Here is a 19,601-nt window from a genome sequence, read left to right on the forward strand (position 1 = left end):
ATCGCCATGACCCTCCGCTGGAAGGCCGGCGCCACCGCTGCCGCCGCCCTCGCCGCGCTCGTCCTCGCCGTGCCCGCTCCGGCCGCCGCCGCGACCCCCGACGTCGAGACCGTGCCCGTCACGGTCGACAGCTCCAACCAGTCCGGCTGGTGGAACCCGCTCGTCGTCGACGGCGACGAGACGTACTTCGCGTACAACGTGCCCGGTTCGGTGGCCGCGAAGCATCAGGTGAACCTCTCGGTCCGCGCCGCCGACGGCACGTGGACCACCGGCTGCCTGCGTCTGGCGACCGGGGCCTGCGCCGAGTACGCGGACGACAACGGCCACAACCAGCCGTCCATCGCGATCGACGGCGACGGGTACATCCACGCGTTCGTCTCCATGCACCACGAGCCGTGGAAGTACTTCCGCTCCACCGTGCCCTACGACGCGACCTCGCTCGTCGACGTGAGCGCCGAGATGCCCGACGCCGGCGCCGCGATCTCCTACCCGGTCACCGCGCAGGGCGCCGACGGCGACATCTGGCTCATGGTGCGGGTGGGCGCCGACCCGCAGGCCCGCCGCGACGGGGTGCTGTACCACTACGACCCCGCCGCCGGGACGTGGAGCCGGGAGACCACGATCGCCGCGGCCGTGAACCACTCCTTCTACCCGGACGACCTCGAGGTCGACGCGGACGGCAAGGTGCACGTGCTGTGGGAGTGGGGTCCGTGGCCCGCCGATCCCTACCGTCACCTCGGTTCGTACGCGGTGTACGACCCGACCACGGGCGGCTTCCGCGACGTCGCCGGGCAGGCGCTGCCGACCCCGATCCGCCCGGACACCCCCGGCGCCGTCGTGTGGCGCGGCTACGAGCCCGGCGAGACCATCGGCGACGCCGTGCCGGCAGTGCAGACCGCGAAGATGGCCCTCGCCGACGGCGAGCTCGTGGGCGTGACCTACCGGTACGCGGATGAGACGGAGAACGCCTTCGACGTGCGATGGGCGACCTGGACCGGCTCGGCCTGGACGAGTGAGACCCTCGTGGACACGGACGCCCTGGGTGGCGGCGTGCAGACCATCGCCGCCCTCGACACGACGACCGCGGGCGGTGAGACCCGCGTCTACGCGGTGGTGTCGGTGCAGGACTGCGGCATCACCCGCAGTCAGACGGTGCTGCTGACCGCCGGAGCCTCCGGATGGACCGCCGACACCGTGGGCGACCCCGTCGTGGGCCAGCAGCGGCTCCGCGCGGCGACCCGCGCCGCCGGCACCGACGTCGTCTACCTCAGCGCCCCCGCTGTTCCCGGCGGCGGGACGCTGCGGCACGCCGAGATCCCGCGCGACGGCCAGGCCGGCACCACCAGCCTCTCCGCCATCGTGGCCTCCCTCCGGGGCGACGCCGGCGGCGAGAACCTGGCGCTCGGCGGCACCGCGACCGCCTCGTCCCAGCTCCGCGCCGACACCGGCCCGGAGAAGGCGATCGACGGCGGCTGCACGGATGCGAGCCGGTGGATCTCGGCGGCCTCCGACACCCAGCCGACCATCACGGTCGAGTGGGACGAGGCCGCGCCGCTGGACGTCGTCCGGGTCCGCAGCGGATACACGGTCGGCCCGCCGCAGACCTCCGTGCTGCGCGACTTCACCGTCCAGCTGCGCACCGCGAGCGGCTGGGTCACGGTCGGCACCGTCACCGGCAACACGCAGACGACGGTCGTGGTCGACGCCCAGGGGCGGACGGCCGATGCCGTGCGCCTCGTCATCACCGACCCGTCCGACTCCGCCACCGACGTCGCCCGCGTCTACGAGATCGAAGCGATCGCCGCGCGCTGAGCGGCATCACCACCCCTCCCGAAAGGAACCCATCCCCATGCGCACCCAGACCGTCGAAGCCGACATCATCGTCGTCGGCGGCGGCCTCGCCGGAGTGAGCGCCGCCGTCGCGGCCGCCCGCCTCGGCCGACGTACCGTGCTGATCAACAACCGGCCGGTGCTCGGCGGCAACTCCTCCTCGGAGGTGAGGGTCTGGGTGTGCGGAGCGACCGCCCACGGCAACCAGCGGTGGGCGCGGGAGACCGGGATCATCGGCGAAATGTACCGGGAGAACCAGTTCCGCAACCCCGAGGGCAACCCCGTGTACTGGGACGACGTGGTGCTCGACATCGTGCGCCGCGAGCCCAACCTCACGCTGTTCCTCAACACGGAGGTGCTCGAGGCCGAGGCCACCGGACCCGACGACGCCCGTCGGGTCCGGTCGGTCACCGGTTGGACGATGGGCTCGGAGATCCGCACCGTCTTCCGCGGGCCGCTCTTCCTCGACTGCACCGGAGACGGCCTGGTCGGACGGCTCGTCGGCGCCCGGCACCGACTGGGCAAGGAGAGCCGCCGCGAGTTCGGCGAGGACTGGGCGCCCGAGCAGCCCGTGCGCGAGTTCCTCGGCTCGACGCTCCTCTTCTATACGAAGGATCTCGGGCACCCGGTGAAGTACGTCGCGCCGGAGAGCGCGAAGGACATCTCGACCACCCCGATCCCCTCGTCGCGCATCATCCGCAGCGGCGACAGCGGCGCGCACTACTGGTGGATCGAGTGGGGCGGCACGCTCGACATCGTCGACGACAACGAGGCCATCCGCGACGAGCTGCGGTCGGTGATCCTCGGCATCTGGGACCACATCAAGAACTCCGGCGAGTTCGACGCCGACAACCTGACCCTGGAGTGGATCGGCAACATCCCCGGCAAGCGCGAGTACCGCCGCTTCATCGGCGACTACACGCTGCGCCAGCAGGACATCCTGGAGCAGACGTCGTTCGATGACGGCATCGCGTTCGGCGGCTGGTCCATCGACCTCCATCCCGCCGAGGGCATGTACGCGACGGGGGCGGGCGCGGTGCAGCGCTTCTCGGACGGCGTCTTCGAGATCCCGTTCCGCTCGCTCTACTCCGTCAACGTCGACAACCTGCTCATGGCGGGTCGCGATATCTCGGCCACGCACATCGCCTTCGGTGCCGCCCGAGTGATGGCCACGTGCGCGGCGATGGGCGAGGCCGCGGGCACCGCCGCCGCCCTCTGCTACGCCCACGACGCCACGCCCCGGGAGCTGTACGAGAACCACCGTGCGGAACTCCGGCAGACGCTGCTGCGCGCCGACGCCTCCCTCATCGGAGTCGCAAACGAGGATCCCTCCGACCTCGCCCGCACCGCCGCCGTCACCGCGTCCAGCACCCTGCGCACGATCGGCACCCCGGAGAGCACCGTGGCCGCGGCGACCCCGCACACCCTGACGGACGACCTCGGCATCGTCGTCCCCGTGCACCCGCGCCTCGACACCACCGAGCTCCTGCTCAGCGCCGAGGCCGACACGCAGGTCATGGTGGAGGTCTGGTCCACGGGCCGTCCGCAGAACATCGTGCCCGCGGTGCTCGAGCACCGCACGGTGATCGACGTCCCCGCCGGTGGCCCGTCCTGGGTGCGGGCGGAGACGCCTTTCGCGCCGGAGGAGCCGCAGAACGCGATCGTCGTGCTCCGCGCGAACCCGCAGGTGCACGTGCAGCTCGCCTCCGAGCTGCCGCCAGGGGTGCTCACCCTCGTGCACCGCGTCGACAACGACGACCGCAACGTGCAGGTCGACCGCGACGGCCTCCTCGTGCAGTGGCCGACCAAGCCGCTGCGCGGCCGGGTGCCCGCGTTCCGCACGAGCCCGGACTCCGAGGCCGTCGCGCCGGAGCGCGCCGTCTCCGGCTACAACCGTCCGTTCGGCGGACCGCACCTGTGGGCGTCCGCCCCGGAGGCGGAGGGCCCGCAGTGGCTGCGCCTGGACTGGGAGCAGCCGGTCACGGCATCCGAGATCCGTCTCGTGTTCGACGACGACGTGGACCTGGAGCTCAACACCCTGCATCACCACCGCAGCCCCGACGAGGTGCTGCCCCAGCTCGTGCGCGACTATCGCGTCGAGGTGCAGCCGGAGGGCTCGGACGAGTGGCGCACCGTGGCCGAGGAGCGCGACAACCGCCATCGCCTGCGGGTGCATCCGCTGCCGGCGGACCTCGGCGCCTTCACGGCCGCCCGCCTCGTGGTGGAGCGGACGAACGGCGTCGCGGAGGCACGCGTGATCGCGTTCCGAGTGCAATCGTGACGGAGGGCGCTAACGTGAAGGGCATCCGTCGTCCCGGCGGAGACCGTCGTCCCTCCAGGAGGCCGCAGGTGACCACCTCGCCCGGCGGCCGCGTGCTCCCCGTCGCGCGGGCCACCCGCACGGGGCTCATCGCGCTCGCGGTGCCGCATCTGGAGGAGCCGTACTTCGCGGAGCTCGGCTCGCGCATCGTCCGCGGCGCCGATGACCGGGGCCTGGCTGTGCTCATCGTGCAGACCGAGGGCGACCACGGCCGCGAGATCGACGTCGCCAACGGCGTCGGCCTGCCGCCCATCGACGGGCTCATCCACATCCCGCGCTCGCTCACGGTCGCCGACCTCACGCGCCGCACCTCCCCCGGGCCGCTCGTGCTGCTGGGCGAGCACATCCAGGTGAGCCCGTTCACGCACGTGACGATCGACAACCGGGCCGCCGCCTACACCGCCACGGAGCACCTGCTCGCGGTCGGCTGCCGCCGCATCGCCTTCGTCGGTCGCCGCGATGCCCGCCCGTCGGACGCCGCCGACCGTCGGCATGCCGGATACCTGGAGGCGCTGGCCGCCGCCGGAATCCCCGCCGATCCCGCACTCACCGCGCAGGTCGACGCCTTCACGGCCGAGGAGGGTGAACGCGTGGCGGGCGCCATGGCCGCCGCGGTCCCCGACCTCGACGGCATCGTCTGCTCGAACGACTCCGTTGCCCTCGGCGCCCTGGCCGCCCTTCAGGCCCAGGGACGGAACGTGCCGGGAGACGTCGCCGTCGTCGGCATCGACGACATCCGCGCCGCACGCTTCGCCGTCCCCGCCCTCAGCACCATCGCCCCCGACCACGCGCGCCTCGTGGACGCCGCGTTCACGGAGCTGGAACGGCAGATCGCCGCACCCCCGGGAGCCGATCTCCCGGTGCGGCACGTGACGGTCGGCGCCCGGCTGATTCCGCGGGCGAGCACGGCCCGATGACGGCGGCGGACTCAGTCCGCGAGGGCCGCCGCGAGCGCACGTTCGTCGCCGCCGTCGCGCGGCGCGACGTGCAGGGTACCGACGTGGGCGGCGAGCAGCTCCCGCGCGGAGTCGTCGAGGCCGTCGTCGGTGATGAGGCGGTCGATGTCGCTGAGGTCGGCGACGGTCGTGAGTCCGACCACGCCCCAGCGGCTGTGCTCCGCGAGGACGACGACCTCCCGCCCCGCAGCCATGAGCGCCCGGTTGGTCTCGGCCTCCAGCAGGTTCATGGTCGTGATCCCGGCCTGCTCGTCGAGGCCGTGGGCGTCGAGGAACACGAGGTCGCAGTGCAGGTGCTCGAGGGCGCGAACGGCGACCGGTCCGACGAGGGCCTGCGAGGGCGTTCGCACGCCCCCGGTGAGCACGACCGTCTGCGTGTACGGGGCGTCCGCGCGGTCCGGCGGCGAGAACAGGTCGGAGACCGGCAGGGCATTCGTGACGACCGTGAGCTCCGGGATGCGCACGAGCTCCCGCGCGAGCGCCAGCGCCGTGGGTCCGCCGGAGATGCCGACGGCCATGCCCGGCTCCACGAGGTCCGCAGCCGCCGTGACGATCGCCCGTCGTTCGGCCGAGGCCGCGGGAGCCGGAGCCAGGCGCTGGTGACCTCGCGCCCGCACGCCGCCGCGGATGCGCTCGACCGCACCCTCCTCGGCCAGCTGATCGATGTCGCGCCGCACCGTCATCTCGCTCACCTGCAGCGTCGCCGCGAGCTCGACGATGGAGGCGGTACCGCGATCGCGGGTCAGGGCGAGGATGCGCTCGCGGCGTTCCGTGACCAGCACGCGGTCTCCTTCCGATGGAGCCTCCAGTCTGCCACGCACCCCCGCCCGCCCCACTCCCGGAACAGGATCCCTCAGCCCGCATGACCTTCCCCGAGCCCTACGCCACCTGGTTCCCCGATGCCGCATTCGACGGCAGCTACGGCCGGACCGAAGCCGACCTCCGTGCCGTGCTCCCGGTGCCCGCGCCGCCCGGGTTCGTCGACCGCTGGCGACGCTGGCGGCGGGAGGCCGCGACGGTGGACGCGGCCCCCGTCGTCCTCTCCACCTCCGAGGAGCAGGGCCGTCGGGTCTCCGTCGTCGAGCATGCCGGCGTCGACGGCGTGCGACTGCGCGCCTGGGTCGTCGAGCCCCTCCACGGCACGCCCCGCGCGGGTGTCGTGCACGGACACGGGTACGGCGGACGCGAAGCGGTCGACCTCGCGCGGGTGCCGGACGACGTCGCGGCGATCTATCCCGTGGCCCGCGGACTCGGCGTGCTGAACGCGGGAGTGGGTGCACCCGAGCCGACCCCGGAGCACGTGCTCGCGGGCATCGACGATCCGGAGCGCTACGTGCTCGGCCTCTGCGCGCGCGACCTGTGGCTGGCGGCCGACGTCCTCGTCTCGGTCGTCGGCGCGCTTCCTCTCTATTACGTCGGGGAGAGCTTCGGCGGCGGCATCGGCGCGCTCGCGCTGCCGTGGGACGACCGGTTCGTGGGGGCCACCCTGATCGTGCCGAGCTTCGGCCAGTACGACGAACGGCTGGCGGTGCCATGCCTGGGGAGCGGCGAGACCGTGCGTCAGCACGTGCAGCGCCACCCCGAGGCACGCGAGGTGCTGCGCTGGTTCGATTCCTCCACGAGCATCGGCTTCGCGGAGGTACCGGTCCGGGTGGAGGCGGCTCTCTGGGACCAGTACGTGCCGCCGCAGGGACAGTTCGCGGTCGCCGCGGGGGCCCGCGACCTCGACCTGGCGGTCCTTCCGGCCGGTCACGCCGAGTACCCGGGGTCGGCGGACGTGACGGCGGGCGCCATCCGCGGCGGGCGCGCGCACCTGGAGCGCGTGCTCGCCGGCTGACGGCCGTCGCGCGCGCGTCCTCCTCCGCGCAGGAGAGCACTGGACGCAACCTGTCATAACAGGTACAGTGAGCTTGTCATTACAGGTTGCGCGACGACGCAGCACCCGTTTCGAGGAGCATGGATGCCCGAGTACCAGACCCCGCCGATCTCCCCGATGGCGATCGCCTTCGACGCCGAGAAGCTCACCCTCTCCCCCGAAGGCCCCACGCTGACCCGGCGGATGTCCGACCTCGAGGGCCTGTTCCGCGACCACGACGCCTGGGCGGCCGCCGCCGCGGGCGAGGACCCGATCGTCTACACCGTCGTCAGCTCCCCTGTGCCCGAGATCGAGCGCGAGCTGCCGCAGTCGATCACGACGATCATGCCCGGCGACACCGGCGGCGAGCTCTGGATGACCAAGGGCCACCAGCACCCCGACCACCAGGGCGAGATCTACCTCGCGCTGCACGGCCGCGGCGGACTGCTCATGTTCGACGGCGAGCGCACCGAGTGGCTCGACATGCTCCCGGGCACCATCGGCTACATCCCGCCGGGCTGGGCGCACCGCTCCGTGAACACCGGGGACGAGCCCTACTCCTTCCTCGCCGTGTACCCGGGTGGTGCCGGCCACGACTACGGCTGGGTGCTGGAGCACGGCATGGGCTCGCGGGCGTTCCGCGCGGAGTCCGGCGTCGACCTGCGTCCCTACGCGGAATAGGCTCCGGCCATGATCATCGCCCACGACCTCGGCACGACCGGGAACAAGGCGTCCCTGCACCACGACGACGGCCGCCTGATCGCCGCGGTCACGGTGCCGTATCCGGCGCATTTCGCGGCCGGCGGCGTCGCCGAGCAGGACCCGGCCGACTGGTGGCACGCGGTCGTCACGGCGACCCGCGATCTGCTCGCGCGCACCGGTACCGCCGCCGCCGACGTCGCCGGGCTCGTGGTCAGCGGGCAGATGATGGGCGCCGTGCTCCTCGATGCCGACGGAGAGCCCGCGCGGCCGGCGATCATCTGGGCCGACACCCGCGCCGGCGCCCAGCAGCGCGAGCTCGAGGCGGCGGTCGGCGCCGAGCGCGCGTACGGCATCCTCGGTCATCGCCTCAACCCCACCTATTCGATCGAGAAGGTCATGTGGGTCCGGGACAACGAACCCGAGGTGTGGGAGCGCGTGCGCCGGGTGTGCGTGGCCAAGGACTTCATCGTGCTGCGGCTGACCGGGCGGTTGGCCACCGACCGTTCGGACGCCTCCGGCACGAACGCGTACGACCAGGTCGCCGGCACGTGGTCCCCCGAGGTCCTCGCCGCCGCGCGGCTCGATCCCGCCCTGTTCCCCGAGATCCTGGAGTCGACGCAGATCGCGGGCCCGCTCACGGCCGCCGCGGCCGAAGCGCTCGGGCTGCACACCGGCGTCCGGGTCGTCATGGGCGGCGGCGACGGACCGCTCGCCGCGGTCGGCTCCGGAATCGTGGCGCCCGAGGACGGCGCCTATGTCTGCCTCGGCACCTCGTCGTGGATCTCCTTCGCGGCGGACGCCCCGCTGCACGACGCCGCGATGCGGACCTTCACCTTCGACAACGTCGTCCCGGGCTCGTTCGTGCCGACCGCGACCATGCAGGCCGGCGGCGCCTCCGTGCAGTGGATCGCCGAAGCCCTCTCCGTCGACCCCGCGCACCCGGAGACGGGGCGCCTCGTCGCCGAGGCCGCGAGCGATGTCGACACCGACGACCTCTACTTCCTTCCCTACCTGCTCGGCGAGCGCTCCCCGCTGTGGGATCCCGACGCGCGCGGCGCGTTCGTCGGTCTCGCCCGCCACCACGGGCGGGCCCACCTCGTGCGCGCAGTCCTGGAGGGGACGGCGTTCAACCTCCTCACCTGCTTTCAGGCGTTCCGGGAGGCTGGCGCGACGATCGACCGCATCGACGCCGTCGGCGGCGGCGCGCAGAGCGACGTCTACCTCGCCGTCCTCGCCGACGTCTGGGGAGTGCCGGTTCGTCGCCGCACCATCGTGGAGGAGGCGAACAGCCTCGGTGCCGCGGTCACGGGAGCCGTCGGTCTCGGCCTCACCGACTTCTCCGCCGCCCGAGCGCTCAGCGAGGTCACCGCCGAGTTCACGCCCGACCCCTCCCGGCATGCGGTCTACGCCGAGCGCCACGCGCGTTTCACCGACGCCTACACGGCCCTCGCGCCGTGGTTCGCCGGAAGGCCGCACTGATGGGCGTCATCCTCGTCACGAGCCGCTCCTTCTCGGACGGCGACCTCGACCTGGTCGGGCGCGCCGCGCAGGCCGGACACCGTATCCTCCGCGGACCCGCGCATCACGACCTCGATGAGCTGCGGGTGCTGCTGCACGGCGCCGACGCCTGGATCGCCGGCACCGGACCGGTCACCGACGCGCACCTCGCCGCCGGCCCGAAGCTCAAGGTCGTGGCGCGCTACGGGGTCGGCACCGAGGCGGTGGACCTCGCGGCGGCACGCGAGCGCGGCATCCCGGTCACGAACACCCCCGGCGCGAACGCCGACGCGGTCGCCGACCACGCGGTCGGCCTCATGCTCGCCGCCCTGCGCACCATCCCGGACGGCGACCGCCGGGTGCGGCACGGCGACTGGACCGTGCGCCGCGGACGGGAACTCGGCGCGGCGACCGTCGGCATCGTCGGCTTCGGGCGGATCGGCCAGGGGGTCGCGCGGCGACTGGGCGGGTTCGGTCCGCGGCTGCTCGCCTCCGATCCGTTCCTGCCCCCCGACCTCGTGCGGGACCGCGGCGCCGAACCCGTCGACCTCGACGACCTGTTCCGCACCGCCGATGTGATCACCCTGCACGCCCCCGGCGGGCAACAGCTCGTCGACGCCGACCGCCTCGCCGGGATGCGACCGGGCACCGTGCTCGTCAACACCGCCCGCGGCGACCTCGTGGACGAGCAGGCCGTGGCCGACGCGCTCCGCGACGGCATCCTCGCCGGGTACGCGGCGGACACCCTCGACGGCGACACGGCCGCGCACGACAGCCCCCTGCTCGACCCGGCGCTCGCCGACCGCGTCATCGTCACCCCGCACCTCGGTGCCCAGACCACCCAGGCCGTCGACAACATGGGGGCGCTGTCCCTCGACGACGTGATCGCAGTCCTCCGCGGCGCCGACCCCGCCCACCTCGTCCCCGTCCCCGCGTCCGCCCCCGAGGAGAACCGATGACCACCGCCGCGACGTCCGCCCCCTCCACCGCCGACTACATGGGCTTCGTGGGCGTCACCACCGCCTCGTCGTCGATCATGAAGGTGTTCCCGCTGTGGGCCGACATCCTCGACCTCCCCACCCGGACCCTCGTCGGCCACGACCTGCCGATGGATGCCGACCCCGCCCAGTACCGCGCCATGGTCGAGCAGATCCGCGACGACCCGCACCACCGCGGCGCGCTGGTCACCACGCACAAGATGAACGTGTACGCGGCGGCGTCCGACCTGTTCGACGACCTCGACCCGTTCGCCGTGTCCTGCGCCGAGATCTCGAGCATCGCCAAGCGCGGGTCCACGCTGTCCGGCCGCGCGAAGGACCCGATCACGGTCGACCTGGCGCTGCGCGACTTCCTCCCCGCCGACCACTTCGCGCGCACCGGGGCCGAGGTCGTCATCCTGGGTGCGGGCGGATCGGGCACCGCGCTGAGCTGGGCCCTCGCCGAGCGGGAGGATGCTCCGGCCCTCATCACCGTCACCGCGCGCACGCAGGACAAGCTCGACCACCTCCGCGAGGTGCACCGCCAGCACGGCACCCCCGAGGGACTCCTCCGCTACGTCGTCACCGAGACGCCGGAGGAGGCCGACGCCCTGGTCGCCGCTGCGCCCGCGGGATCGGTCATCGCGAACGCCACCGGGCTCGGCAAGGACCGCCCCGGCTCCCCGCTGACCGACGCCGTCGTGTTCCCCGAGGGCGCGTATGTGTGGGAGTTCAACTACCGCGGCTCGCTGGAGTTCCTGCACCAGGCCGAGGCACAGGAGGACGATCGCGCGCTGCACGTGGTCGACGGCTGGCGGTACTTCATCCACGGCTGGTCGCAGGTCGTGGCGGACGTGTTCGACCTCGACCTCACGCCCGAGACCGTCGAGCGCCTCGCGGAGGCTGCGGAGTCGGTGCGCTGATGCCCGCCGTGCGGACCGTCCTCGGCGACATCGACCCGTCGCAGCTCGGGCGCGTGGACTACCACGAGCACCTGTTCCAGGTGTCACCGCTGCTGGTCGGGGATGAGCTCGACGACGAGACTGCGTCCGGCGAGGAAGCCGGCCTGCTGCGGGCGAGCGGCTTCGAGGCCATGGTCGACGCCACGCCGTTCGGCCTGGGCCGCGACCCCGCCGCCGTCGCCCGCATCAGCGCCGCGACCGGGCTGCATGTCGTCGCGACGACCGGTCGACACCGTGAGGCCCACTACGGCCCCGACCACCCGATGCAGGTGTGGGGCGCCGACCGCCTGGCCGCCCTGTTCGTGTCCGACCTCACGCGGGGGATGCCGGCGGATGACGCCGCGGTGTTCGAGACGCCAGACGTGCCCCTCGCCGCGGGCCCCGGAGGGGAGCCCGTGCGCGCCGGGATGCTGAAGGGCGGCGCCGACTACTGGCGCATCAGCCCGTTCGAGCGGACGACCCTGGTCGCCGTCGCCCGGGCGCACCGGGAGACGGGAGCGCCCGTCATGGTGCATCTGGAGTTCGGCACCGCGGCCCACGAGGTCCTCGATCTGCTCGAGACCGAGGGGGTGGCAGCGGATCGCGTCGTCCTGGCCCACGCCGACCGTGACCCCGACCCCGGTCTGCACGTCTCGCTCGCCGAGCGCGGTGCCCACCTCGGCTACGACGGCTTCGCCAGGCCGCGCACCCGGTCCGACGCGGAGCTGCTGACGCTCACGGTCTCCGTGGTCGAGCGCGGGGCCGGCGACCGGATCCTGCTCGGGGGCGACGTCGCCCGTCGCACCCGATACATCGCCTACGGCGGCATGCCGGGTCTCGCCTACCTCGGCGACCGCTACCTCCCGCGACTCCGCGAAGCCGTCGGCGATGACGCGGTGCACCGGATGCTCGTCACGACGCCGGCGCGCTTCCTGACCCTCCGCCCCTGACCACCCGAACCCGAGGAGTCGTCATGCCCGAACCCACCGTCCTCCACGCCGTCTTCACCGCGCAGCCCGGGGCCGCCGACCGCGTCGCGGCACTGCTGCGGGACTTCGCCGAAGTCGTCCGCGCCGAGGAGGGCAACATCGTCTTCGAGGCCCACCGCCTCGTCGACGACCCCGACCGCTTCTTCGTCTACGAGGTCTACCGCGACGAGGACGCCTTCCAGGCCCATCTCCACGCACCCGCCGGCGTCCCCTTCAACGCCGCGCTCCAGGAACTCATCGTCGAGCCCACCTCGATCCTCACGTTCCTCCGCCCCCTCTGACCCCCTCTGCCCCCCCTCCGTCTCCCCTCTCCGTCTCCCCTCCCCGTCTCCCCTCCCCGTCTCCCCTCTCCGTCTCCCTGTTTCACCTGCACGACCTCGCCACGCCCGCACGCCCGTTCCGGCCCCCCCTCGTCGTGCCCCCGTCACCCCGTCGTGCATCCGCCCCTCGTCGTGCTCACGTCCGTCCTTCTGGCTGACCGTCCCCCGTGCCACACGGCTCCGCTCGGCCCTCCGGTTTCACCTGCACGCCCCTGTCACGACGGCACGACCGAACCGCTCGCCCGGTCACACATCGGTCCCCGCGTCGTGCATCCGCACCTTGGGCTCACCGTCCCCGGCCGAACGACTCCACTCGGCCATCCGGTTTCACCTGCACACCCCTGCCACGACGGCACGACCGAACCGCCCACCCGGTCACACATCGGTCCCCACGTCGTGCCTCCGTCCCACCCTCGGTCCCATCCCAGGCCCGACCCAGATCCAGTCCCCAGACCCAAGACCCAGACCCCAGACCCCAGACCCCAGACCCATCCCAGACCCAGACCCCAGACCCCAGACCCATCCCAGACCCAGACCCCAGACCCCAGGCCGACCCGACCCGCCCCCGGACCCTGTTCATCTGCACGACCCCGACACGGGCGCACGAGGAAACCGGGGTTCCGATCGTGCATCCGCCCCGGGGTCGTGCAATCGGACCGACGATCGACCACGGATCACGGACCACGGACCACGGACTACGGACCACGGACCCACGGACCCGGAACACCCCTGAACACGACGAAGCCCCCCGCCCGAAGGCGAGGGGCTCCATCGTGCGGGTCACTCGTAGAGGACCGCGGCGATCTTGTCGTCGTCGATGTTGTTCTTGTCGTACCAGTAGGAACCGGTGTCGTAGAACTCCTCGACGTCGTCGCCGTTGGCCGCGTCGTAGGCCGCCTGCACGACCTGGGCGCCGATGCCGATCGGGTCCTGCGTGATGGCGCCGGCCATCGTGCCGTCCTTGATGGCGTTGATCTGGGCTGCACCGGAGTCGAAGCCGACGATGGTGATCTTGCCCTTCTCCAGGCCGAGCTCGTTCACGGCGTTCACGACGCCGATGGCCGAGCCCTCGTTGGTGCCGTAGATGCCCTTGAGGTCGGGGTGCGCCGCGATGAGGGTCTTGGCGATGTCGGCCGACTTCAAGTGGTCGCCGTCACCGTACTGGATGTCGACGATCTCGATGTCGGGGTAGTCCGCCTCGATCTTCTCGACGAAGCCGTCGCGACGCTCGACACCCGTCGAGTTGATCTGCGAGTGACCGACGATGGCGACCTCGCCCTCGCCACCGATCAGCTCGGCCATGTGCTCGGCCGCCAGCGCGCCGGCGACCTTGCTGTCCGTCGCGGAGAGGCTGAGTCCGACGTCGCCGTTGCACGGGGCGTCGAAGTAGACGACGGGGATGTCCTTCGACTTCGCCTGCTCGAGCGGGGCGACGCACGCCTCGGGGTCGAGGGCGGCGTAGGCGATGGCGTCCGGGTTCTTGTCGATCGCGGCGGTCAGCATCTCCAGCTGCTGCGCGATCTCGGTCTCGGCGGCCGGGCCCTCGAAGGTGATCTTGACGCCCAGCTCCTGGGCCTTCTCCTCCGCACCCTTCTTGACGGCCTGCCAGAACTGGTGCTGGAAGCCCTTCGAGACCATGGCGATGTACATCTCGCCGTCGCTGCTGCCGGTGTCGCCGCCCGAGCCCTCTTCGATCACGTCGCCGCCGCCGGCACAGCCGGCGAACACGAGCGCGGATGCGGCCACGAGTGCCGCGAATGCGGTCTTCTTGCCGAATTTCATGGAAACTCCGTTGTTCTGTGTGGGTGCCGGCCAGGACCGGCGGGTGGACATTCGTGGTGCCTGTGCGGAGGGTTCCGCGGGGTCCGGCCGGAGCCGGGGACGGCGGCGGGCACGGGTTTCGCCGCCGCCGTGTCTCAGGTCCGCTGGCGGTTGCGCAGCGAGTCGAGGAAGACGGCCAGCAGGACGACGACGCCGACGACGATGTTCTGCCACTCCGGCTGGATCGACATGATCCGGAGGCCGTTGACGAGGACGCTCATGATGAGCGCACCGATCACGGTGCCGAGGATCGAGCCGCGGCCGCCGAGCAGCGAGGTGCCGCCGATGATCACGGCCGCGATGGCCTGCAGCTCGTAGCCCGTGCCGATCTGCGGCTGGGCCGAGTCGAGGCGGGCGGCGATCACGATGCCGGCGATGCCGGTGAAGGCGCCGGCGAACATGTAGATGAGGATCGTCCAGCGGCGCGTGTTGACGCCGGAGAGGCGCGTGGCCTCCTCGTTCGATCCGATCGCGAACGTGTACCGCCCGAGGAGCGTCTTCGACAGCACGAGCCAGGCGACGATCGCGAGGGCCGCGGTGATGAGCACCGCGTTCGGGATGCCGGGGATGAGCACGCCGAGCGCGATCTTCTTGAAGTCGGGAGCCGAGGTCGAGAAGTAGATCGGCGCGACGTTCGAGATGACGAGGGCGAGGCCGCCGGCGATCATCATCATGGCCAGCGTCGCGATGAACGGCGGCAACCGCAGGAAGGTGATGTTGACGCCGTTCACCAGACCCATGAGCACACCGGTCGCGATGCCGCCGAGCACGCCCACCCACACGGGCAGGCCGAGGTTGGTGATGAGCACACCCGTCATCACGGCGCAGAGCGCCATGCCGGTGCCGATCGACAGATCGATGCCGCCGGTGATGATGACGAACGTCGTGCCGAGGGCGAGGATGCCGATGACCGCGGTGGACAGCAGCACCGTGGCGATGTTGCTGAAGGTGAAGAAGTTCGGGCTGGCGATCGAGAAGAAGATGACCAGGACGATCAGGGTGCCGAACGCGAGCGACTGCTGGAACTGCCGCTTGAGGAACCCGGCGACGTCGCGCTTGTCGGTGTCCTCGTTGACGGCCGTCTGGATGATCGTCGTCGTCGACGATCCGGGCTGCTGTGGGGTGCTCATCAGTCTTCCTCCCCGTGGGCTGCGAGTTGCATGATCTTCTCCTGGCTGGCTTCCTCGTTGCGGAGCGTCCCGGTGATGCGGCCGTTCGCGAACACGGCGATGCGGTTCGCGACCCGGAGGATCTCGGGGAGCTCCGACGAGATGACGATGATGGACTTGCCCGCGTCGGCGAGCTGCTGCATGAGGCGGTAGATCTCCTCCTTCGCACCGACGTCGATGCCTCGCGTCGGCTCGTCGAAGATGAGGATGTCGCAGTCGCGCATCAGCCACCGGGCGATGACGACCTTCTGCTGGTTCCCTCCGGAGAGGAGCTTGACGACCTGGTTGACCGAGGGGGTCTTCACCCGCAGCTGCTGGACGTATTCCTTGGTGCGGTTCTTCGCCTTGCTGTCGCCCATCCAGCCGATGCCGTTGGCGTAGGAGCCGAGCGACGCGAGCACGGTGTTGAAGGTGACGTCCTGCTCGAGCATGAGGCCGAGCAGCTTGCGATCCTCGGAGAGGTAGCCGACGCCGTGCTTGACCGCGTCCGCGGGCTGCGCGATGCGGACGGTGCGCCCGCCGATCGTGATCGTGCCGCCGTCGCGGTGGTCGGCGCCGATCACGGCCCGTGCGGTCTCGGTGCGGCCGGCGCCCATGAGGCCGGCGAAGCCGAGGATCTCGCCCTTGTGCAGCTGGAACGACACGTCCTTGAGGAGCTTCCGCGTGGAGAGCCCCTGCACGTCGAGCACGATGGGGTCGTTGAGATGCTCCCGCGCCTGCGGACGCGTGCCCTCGTCGATCACGCGGCCGACCATCATCTCGATGATCGTCGGAATCGTGATCTCGGACTTGTCGAGTGATCCGATGTATGTGCCGTCGCGGAGCACGGTCACGCGGTCGGCGAGGCGGCGCAGCTCGTCCATGCGGTGCGAGATGTAGACGATGCCGGTGCCGCGCGCCTTGAGCTGCTCGATGAGGACGAAGAGGGTCTCGACCTCGCTGTCGGTGAGGGCCGACGTCGGCTCGTCCATGATGAGGACCTTGGCGTTGAAGGACAGCGCCTTGGCGATCTCGACCATCTGCTGCTCGGCCACCGTCAGCTCTCCCACGCGCTGGCGGGGGTCGAGGTGGATGTCCAGGCGCTGCAGCAGCTCGGCCGTCTGCCGGTTGAGCTTCCGCTCCGACAGGAACGGGCCCGTCGTGGGCTCGCGGCCGACGTAGATGTTCTGCGCGACCGTGAGGTCGGGCATCAGGTTGAGCTCCTGGTGGATGATCGTGATCCCCAGCTCCTGCGCCTGCAGCGGGCTGGTGAGCTCGACCTCCTGCCCCTCGAACGTGATCGTGCCCTCGTCCTTGGTGTAGATCCCGGAGAGGATCTTCATCAGGGTGGACTTGCCGGCACCGTTCTCACCCACGAGGACGAGCACCTCGCCGGCGCGCACCTCGAGATGCACGTCCTTCAGCGCCTGGACACCGGGGAATCCCTTGCTGATCCCCTCGACCCTCAGGATGGGTCCACTCATGCGCTCACCTGCTTCCTTGAAGGTTCTGTCGCGATTTCGGCGGACCGTTCCGCCGTAAACATCGGATCAATTCTGCGTCCTGCACCCGGGTCAGTGCAAGTTGTATCTAAATGTATCTAACGATCGGCGGCGGGGGAAGACCTGTAATAACATCTTGATCTCGAAGCGCCCGCGGGTCTCAGTGGAGGCGGATGGAGTCGACCGCCACGAGCTTGTCGCGGATGTAGGCGTTCGCGTGCGCCCCGAGTTCGTCGTTGTCCGTCCAGAGGTTGCGCCAGATGCCGAGCATGCGGCTGAGGTCAGGCGCGACCACGGCCGAGGAGAACGACTCGAACACGATGGGGCCGTCGTAGCCGATGCGTCCGAGCGCCTTGAAGAACGTGTCGAAGTCGACCGTCCCGGTGCCGAGATAGCCGCGGTGGCTCTCGCCGATGTGCACGTACCGCAGGGCCGGGGCCGCATCGAGCACCGGCGCGAACATATCCGACTCCTCGATGTTCATGTGGTACGTGTCCAGGTGGATGCCGAGGTTCGGACGGTCGACCTCAGCGAGGTACGCCAGCGCCTGCCGCGCGGTGTTCAGCACGTTGGTCTCGTAGCGGTTGACGACCTCGAGCGAGACGGAGACTCCCCGCTCGGCGGCGTGGTCGGCCACTCGGGCGATGGTCCGACGGCTCGAGGCGAGACCCTCGGGCGTGACCGGATCCATGTACTTCTTCATCGCGCTGTAGATCACCCCGCAGAAGTGCGTACCGCCGAGCTCGGCGAGCACGTCGACCGCGCGGAGCAGGAGCGCCTCGCCCGCGGCCACCACGGCGGGGTCACCGCTGGTGATGTCGGTCTCGTCGGAGAGCCCGAGCGAGGCGCTGACCGCGAGTCCGTGCTTCGCGAGGGCGGCCTTCGCGGCGGCGACGTCGAACGAGAACGGATCCATCAGCGGGAACTCGATGAGGTCGAAGCCCGCCTGCTTCGTCTTCTCGACCGCGAGCCGGATGCCGTCCGCGTCGAAGGTCCCCGTCCAGACGAGTCCGTGGCAGCCGATGTTCATGAGCTCTCCTCCGGCGGGTGTCCGGCACCGTCGCCGCGCGGACTTGGCACGTTACAAGTCCGGTGTGCGAGTCACGCTACGTCTCCGTCGACCGGGGTGTCAAGAACTTTCTTGGCACGTTACAAGTCCTCCGCTAGCCTGGGCCTCATCCGGCCGCACACCGACGGCCCCACCGCCGAAGGAGACCCATGTCCGCGAGCGTGAAGGACGTCGCGGCTCTCGCGGGGGTCTCGGCATCGACCGTGTCGAACTACCTCAATCACCCGCACGTCCTCGGCGCCGCCAGCCGCGAGCGGGTGCGCGCCGCGATCGCCGAGCTCGGCTTCGTGCCGAACGAGTCGGCTCGCCAGCTCCGCGCGGGATCGAGCAAGGCCCTCGCCCTCATCCTCCTCGACGCCTGGCTGCCGTACTTCAACGACCTCTCCCGCGGCGTCGACGACGTGGCGCGGGAGGGCGGCTGGTCGCTCTTCTTCAGCGACAGCGCCCGCGACGTCGCCCGCGAGGAGCAGAACATCGACATGTTCGAGGCCCACCGGGTGCAGGGCATCATCATCTATCCGCGCGGCGATGTCGTGCCGCGGCTGGAGCAACTCGCGACCCGCGGGATCCGCTCGGTGGTCGTCGGCCCCATCCGGGATTCGCCCTCCGTCGCCGCGGTCACCTTCGACGACCGCGGCGGAGGACGGCTGGCCGGCGAGCACCTGCTGTCCCTCGGCCGACGCCGCATCCTCTTCCTCGGAGCCCCGACGGTCAGCCAATCGAACGACCGCCTCGCCGGCCTGCGCGATGCGGTGGCGGGCACGGACGTCCGCGTCTCCGTCCTCGACGTCGAGCATCTGGCGACCGAGGACGGCCTCCGCGCCGGGGCAGGCCTCGTCGAGCTCCCGGCGGAAGAGCGCCCGGACGCGGTCTTCGCCGCGAACGACGGGGTGGCCCTCGGGGTGCTGACACAGCTGCTCCGCCACGGCATCCGGGTGCCGGAGGAGATCGCCCTCGTCGGCTTCGACGACGTGGCCGCCGCACACCAGGGCGTGGTGCCGCTGACGAGCGTGCGGCAGCCCGGCTACGAGATCGGCCGCGCCGCCGGGGCCGCGCTGCTGCAACTCCTCGCCGATCCGACCGCTCCCCCGCCGGCGCCGACGCCGTTCCCGGCCGAGCTCATCGTGCGGGAGTCCACCGTCGGGCGGTGAACCCGGCGTTCACAACTCAGGAGAAGAGCGCGGCTCCGCGTCGAAACGGCCCGTCCAGCCGCTTTCGCCGACGCAGCTCCTGAGTTGTGAACGGAGTCAGGCCGAGGGGTGGCCGACCACGCCCTTCCGGAGCAGTGCGTTGCCGTACTTGCGCGTCTCCCCCGTGCGCACCATGAGGTACGCCTCCTTCGCGACCTCGTAGTACGCGAAGCGCTCGACGAAGCGCGTGGTGTCGAGCTCCGTACCCGCCGCGGCCATGAGCTCGCGTTGCACATCCAGCACCTCGCCGTCGGCCGAGGTCATCAGGTCGATGCCGGGCGCGTCGTCGAGTGGCAGCACGCTGCGGATCGCGGCCACGACCTCCGGCGTCGTGGTCCCGGGAAGTTCGACCACCCGTGCGCCCAGTCCCCACGCCGGGAAGTGCGCGTCGGCGACGACCACCGCGTCGGAGTGCCCCATCCGGTCGAGATGCAGCAGCAGCTCCCCGGTCAGCAGCGGGTGGATTCCTTCGAGCACGGCGGCT

General features: G+C 71.2%; 17 protein-coding genes. 11 read left to right on the forward strand and 6 right to left on the reverse strand.

From position 1 onward, the window contains the following. Positions 1-6: 6 nt before the first annotated feature. From AB0310_RS08225 to AB0310_RS08235, 3 genes are all read left to right on the forward strand, one after another. On the forward strand, positions 7-1,812 hold the full coding sequence (locus AB0310_RS08225) for a BNR-4 repeat-containing protein (RefSeq protein ID WP_366236994.1): 1,806 nt from the start codon (positions 7-9) through the stop codon (positions 1,810-1,812). 37 nt (positions 1,813-1,849) lie between these two features. Further along, positions 1,850-4,111: an FAD-dependent oxidoreductase gene (locus AB0310_RS08230; RefSeq protein ID WP_366236995.1), complete on the forward strand. Its 2,262-nt coding sequence runs from the start codon at positions 1,850-1,852 to the stop codon at positions 4,109-4,111. A 68-nt stretch (positions 4,112-4,179) separates the two neighbouring features. Then, on the forward strand, positions 4,180-5,067 hold the full coding sequence (locus AB0310_RS08235) for a LacI family DNA-binding transcriptional regulator (RefSeq protein ID WP_268777049.1): 888 nt from the start codon (positions 4,180-4,182) through the stop codon (positions 5,065-5,067). 11 nt (positions 5,068-5,078) lie between these two features. On the opposite strand, the gene AB0310_RS08240 is transcribed toward AB0310_RS08235, so the two are convergent. Further along, positions 5,079-5,888, reverse strand: a complete 810-nt coding sequence (locus tag AB0310_RS08240) for a DeoR/GlpR family DNA-binding transcription regulator (RefSeq protein ID WP_366236996.1) — start codon at positions 5,886-5,888, stop codon at positions 5,079-5,081. A gap of 80 nt (positions 5,889-5,968) precedes the next feature. On the opposite strand from AB0310_RS08240, the gene AB0310_RS08245 reads away from it, so the two are divergent. The 7 genes from AB0310_RS08245 to AB0310_RS08275 all read left to right on the forward strand — a co-directional run bounded on the left by AB0310_RS08245 (position 5,969) and on the right by AB0310_RS08275 (position 12,348). Next, positions 5,969-6,943 (forward strand): acetylxylan esterase, encoded by a 975-nt coding sequence (locus tag AB0310_RS08245; protein WP_366236997.1) that lies wholly within the window; start codon positions 5,969-5,971, stop codon positions 6,941-6,943. A 123-nt stretch (positions 6,944-7,066) separates the two neighbouring features. Continuing rightward, a complete protein-coding gene (locus tag AB0310_RS08250; protein WP_025105385.1) occupies positions 7,067-7,642 on the forward strand; it encodes a glucose-6-phosphate isomerase family protein in 576 nt (191 codons plus the stop codon). 9 nt (positions 7,643-7,651) lie between these two features. Next, the gene (gene xylB, locus AB0310_RS08255) at positions 7,652-9,142 is read left to right on the forward strand and encodes a xylulokinase (RefSeq protein ID WP_366236998.1); all 1,491 of its coding nucleotides are present in this window, start codon (positions 7,652-7,654) and stop codon (positions 9,140-9,142) included. After that, positions 9,142-10,119 (forward strand): phosphoglycerate dehydrogenase, encoded by a 978-nt coding sequence (locus AB0310_RS08260; protein ID WP_366236999.1) that lies wholly within the window; start codon positions 9,142-9,144, stop codon positions 10,117-10,119. Before xylB ends, AB0310_RS08260 begins: the two co-directional genes overlap by 1 nt. Continuing rightward, entirely contained in the window at positions 10,116-11,060 is a 945-nt protein-coding gene (locus tag AB0310_RS08265) for a shikimate dehydrogenase family protein (RefSeq protein WP_366237000.1), read from the forward strand. Before AB0310_RS08260 ends, AB0310_RS08265 begins: the two co-directional genes overlap by 4 nt. Beyond that, positions 11,060-12,028 carry a phosphotriesterase family protein gene (locus AB0310_RS08270; protein WP_366237001.1) on the forward strand — a complete coding sequence of 323 codons (969 nt, stop codon included), beginning with the start codon at positions 11,060-11,062 and terminating at the stop codon, positions 12,026-12,028. The genes AB0310_RS08265 and AB0310_RS08270 overlap by 1 nt, the downstream gene beginning before the upstream one ends. 23 nt (positions 12,029-12,051) lie before the next feature. Next, positions 12,052-12,348: a putative quinol monooxygenase gene (locus AB0310_RS08275; RefSeq protein ID WP_126894150.1), complete on the forward strand. Its 297-nt coding sequence runs from the start codon at positions 12,052-12,054 to the stop codon at positions 12,346-12,348. An 819-nt stretch (positions 12,349-13,167) separates the two neighbouring features. On the opposite strand, the gene AB0310_RS08280 is transcribed toward AB0310_RS08275, so the two are convergent. The 4 genes from AB0310_RS08280 to AB0310_RS08295 form a co-directional block, all read right to left on the reverse strand. Then, on the reverse strand, positions 13,168-14,169 hold the full coding sequence (locus AB0310_RS08280; protein WP_071329175.1) for an ABC transporter substrate-binding protein: 1,002 nt from the start codon (positions 14,167-14,169) through the stop codon (positions 13,168-13,170). Between the two features lie 134 nt (positions 14,170-14,303). Then, the gene (locus AB0310_RS08285; protein ID WP_280565989.1) at positions 14,304-15,338 is read right to left on the reverse strand and encodes an ABC transporter permease; all 1,035 of its coding nucleotides are present in this window, start codon (positions 15,336-15,338) and stop codon (positions 14,304-14,306) included. Beyond that, a complete protein-coding gene (locus tag AB0310_RS08290; protein WP_025105377.1) occupies positions 15,338-16,840 on the reverse strand; it encodes a sugar ABC transporter ATP-binding protein in 1,503 nt (500 codons plus the stop codon). The genes AB0310_RS08285 and AB0310_RS08290 overlap by 1 nt, the downstream gene beginning before the upstream one ends. Before the next feature lie 178 nt (positions 16,841-17,018). Beyond that, positions 17,019-17,888, reverse strand: coding sequence for a sugar phosphate isomerase/epimerase family protein (locus AB0310_RS08295; protein ID WP_268777039.1), 870 nt, complete (start codon positions 17,886-17,888; stop codon positions 17,019-17,021). Positions 17,889-18,076: 188 nt separating this feature from the next. Here AB0310_RS08295 and AB0310_RS08300 point away from each other — a divergent pair, with 188 nt between their 5' ends. Then, positions 18,077-19,078, forward strand: a complete 1,002-nt coding sequence (locus AB0310_RS08300; RefSeq protein WP_187662520.1) for a LacI family DNA-binding transcriptional regulator — start codon at positions 18,077-18,079, stop codon at positions 19,076-19,078. 96 nt (positions 19,079-19,174) lie between these two features. Here AB0310_RS08300 and AB0310_RS08305 read toward each other — a convergent pair whose 3' ends face one another. Continuing rightward, on the reverse strand, positions 19,175-19,594 hold the full coding sequence (locus tag AB0310_RS08305) for an RbsD/FucU family protein (RefSeq protein WP_292793385.1): 420 nt from the start codon (positions 19,592-19,594) through the stop codon (positions 19,175-19,177). Positions 19,595-19,601: the final 7 nt, after the last annotated feature.

It is taken from the genome of Microbacterium meiriae, assembly GCF_040702565.1.
GTDB lineage: Bacteria > Actinomycetota > Actinomycetes > Actinomycetales > Microbacteriaceae > Microbacterium > Microbacterium meiriae.